The sequence below is a fragment of the Martelella sp. genome (genome assembly GCF_984369615.1).
Window position 1 is genome coordinate 1 of the sequence record NZ_CFHTCS010000453.1, and the last position, 2,981, is coordinate 2,981.

Genomic DNA, 2,981 nt, shown 5'->3' on the forward strand with positions numbered 1-2,981 from the left:
AGGCCTCGATTGCCGAGGCGCGCGGCGCGCTGGCAGGCTATGAGGTCGAGATATTGAAAACCGTTGCCGACCGGCGCGAGGCGGCGCAGACGGAATATCGCGAAACCCAGCCGCAGGCCGCGGAACTGACTGAGCGTCTCGCTGTTACTGAACGTCAGTATGACAGGCTTTCTCTGCGTGCGCCGATGGATGGCGTTATCTATGGCATGAATGTGTTCACCGTCGGCGGCGTCATCCAGGCGGGAACGGAGGTGGCGGCGATCGTTCCCGCGGATATGCCGGTGGTTCTCGCCGTGCATGTCGATCCGGTACAGATCGATCGGGTCAGTCCCGGCCAGGCGGCAGTGATCAAGTTTCCGAATTTCAACGCCCGCACAACCCCGGAATTCGACGGTCACGTACGCACCATCTCCGCCGACGCCCTTGCCGGCGAGGACGGCAGCCAGCGCTTCTACCGCGTGGAAATCGCCCTCGACAAGCCGTCGCTGAAAGCCGCAAAACAGCACGGCATCATGCCCGGCATGCCGGTCGAAGCCTTCATCCAGACCGCCGCCAGAAGCCCCGCATCATACCTGCTCAAACCATTCACCGATTACCTCGATCAGGCTTTCAGGGAGGAGTGAAGTGGTTATGCAGCAGAAACATTTATTATATTTCGCTCTTATAACAACATTCTATAATTTATTGTTTTTAAATTTATACGATATTCTATTTGAAGGAAGTAAAAATGGAATTGAAAGTATAATTTGAATTTCCATTTTTATATTCGTCTTGTTTATTTCGATAACTTCATTTTTTTATTATTCTTCTCTATTTTTGTGAATTTCCAAACGAGTTATATATTAACGCAGATTTCCCTTTCTCTTATTATTTCATTTGTTTTTGTTGAGTATTCAGTATCATCAATGTTATATGCTTTTTTTTCGTCTGCTACATCAATCTTACTAATGAGGAGCATTATTCATGGAAAGTGAATATGTTTACGTAAATAGGGCTACGGTTTCTGAATTAAAATATCAATTGGACGGCGGGAATGTTGACCAATACTATGATGGCGTTGCTGAGCTCGGTTCCGATTATGCGGAGCTAGCGAGAGATTATGGCGGTGGCGGATTCGGTATGAATGAGGTTATGTCATGGATATCAAATACCTATTCGTCAAATTTTACTATGACCACTAGAGCCATAACGTACAACAGTGGGATGCCGAATGCTGCCGATTACAAAAATTTTGCTGACGTAAAAGATGAGATTCGTACGGATCTTGCTTTCGAACATTACTATTTCGTAGAAAAAAATGGAAGGTTGCCAACTACAGAAGAAATTTTCGTGATGCATGAGGTCGTATTTGCTCGTCATGGTGTTGCTGGTGCGTGGATAGGCAGCAATCCTGTATTGAGCGGAATTGTAGATCTTGGAATGGTGATCGGCGTGCCGGCGACGAATGCTTCCTCGCCGGCACGCCGATCACCATGGCCGATGGCAGCGAGAAGCCGATCGAGGCTGTGCGGCCCGATGACTGGGTGATGTCGTTCGATCGTGACGGTAACAAGGTGCCCGGGCGGGTGAAGCGGACCTTCCGCAACGAGGCGAAGATCGTTCTCGATTTTCACGGCACCTTCGTCACCCCCGGCCACGTCTATTATTGCGCCGGAGGAACGTTCGAGGGGCAGTTTGTGCCGTTGCTCGACATTCTGCGCGATGACGGCATCGTGCAGCACGAAGACGGGCGCCTGATCCGCGCGGCGACCGGCTGCGAAGTCGGCTCGGATGACGACCGGCAATTCTGGGCCTTTCTCGTCAGCGAGGAGGCCGATGGCACCGAGCGCGTGCGCGGCAAATGCCAGTTGCGGTTCGGCAGCCGTTTCATGCTGCCGGATGGCCGTCATTTCTCGATGCGCGACTATCTCGATGGCATCGGTGTCGAGATTATCGAGAGCGGACCCTATGAGGTCTATGCCCGTTTCAGGAAAACCGGCCTCATCAGCGTCTTTCCTTGGACCCTGTCCGACCGCCTGCCGCAACCGGAGGACTTCATCCTGCAGCGCTCGGGCACGACGCTTTCAGACATCTACCGCGCCTCGGAATGGGAGGCCACTCATCCGCGAATGGCCGCTCCTGTGGCGCTGGAAAGCGGCCCCGTCCAGCCGCTCTCGTCATGCGAACATGCCGCCAGCCCCCGCAACATGCCGCTGGCATTGGCCGGTCACGGCGCCTCCAGCACGCTCCAGCTAAACCGCAAGGCAAGAAAGGCTGCAGCGGCGAAAGAGCGGCGCGAGGGTCGTTCCCGCAAGCGGTTGCACTGAGCGACGGCGTCTCGGCCATGTCGGTCGAAGACTTCATGGCATCTGGTGACAGAAGCACCTGCATCATAGTGGAGCACCACTCTGATTACCAGTAATTTGCCGTTTGGCGAATGAACTGAAATCATAGGACCCGAGGGACGGACCGGCGCTCTTCCCTACGGCGTAATTGACTAGATCGACATTCTTGAGATGAATGGCGATAGTGATCGTCTTGCCCAAAGCCGCGCCCTAAAGACAGGCTAGAAACCTTCAAAATAACGCCAATGCTGACATGAGATATAGAGCTGGTTCGGAAAATCTGCACAGCGAGGATAAGTGGAATTTCTGCCTGGGATCGGCTTAGATGCCGGGAACAGGAGATACCGTGACGAGACGACCGCGCCGGAACCACAGCTCGGCTTTCAAGGCCAAGGTTGCGCTTGCCGCCATCAAAGGTGAGCAGACGCTGGTGGAATTGTCCCAGCAGTTCGACGTGCACGCCAACCAGATCAAACAGTGGAAAGACCAGCTCCTTGAGCGGGCAACAGGCGTTTTGGGCGATGAAGCCAAGGCGGAACCGGCAGGACCGACCGTGGACGTCAAAACGCTGCATGCCAAGATCGGCGAACTGACACGGGAGAACGATTTTTTATCCGGTGCGCTCGGCAAGGCGGGATTGCTGGTGGACAAGAAATG

3 protein-coding genes and 1 pseudogene are annotated in these 2,981 nt (G+C 53.7%); all 4 read left to right on the forward strand.

Annotation, left to right across the window (positions count from 1 at the left end):
* Window positions 1–623, forward strand: a 623-nt coding sequence (locus AC5DC2_RS22050) for a beta-barrel domain-containing protein (RefSeq protein ID WP_491700033.1), incomplete at its 5' end; no start/stop codon positions are given.
* A 340-nt stretch (window positions 624–963) separates the two neighbouring features.
* On the forward strand, window positions 964–1,527 hold the full coding sequence (locus AC5DC2_RS22055; RefSeq protein ID WP_491700034.1) for a hypothetical protein: 564 nt from the start codon (window positions 964–966) through the stop codon (window positions 1,525–1,527).
* Complete coding sequence (locus AC5DC2_RS22060) at window positions 1,473–2,306, forward strand: Hint domain-containing protein (protein ID WP_491700035.1); 834 nt, start codon at window positions 1,473–1,475, stop codon at window positions 2,304–2,306. Before AC5DC2_RS22055 ends, AC5DC2_RS22060 begins: the two co-directional genes overlap by 55 nt.
* 343 nt (window positions 2,307–2,649) lie before the next feature.
* Window positions 2,650–2,981, forward strand: a pseudogene (locus AC5DC2_RS22065) (transposase); the annotation flags it as partial.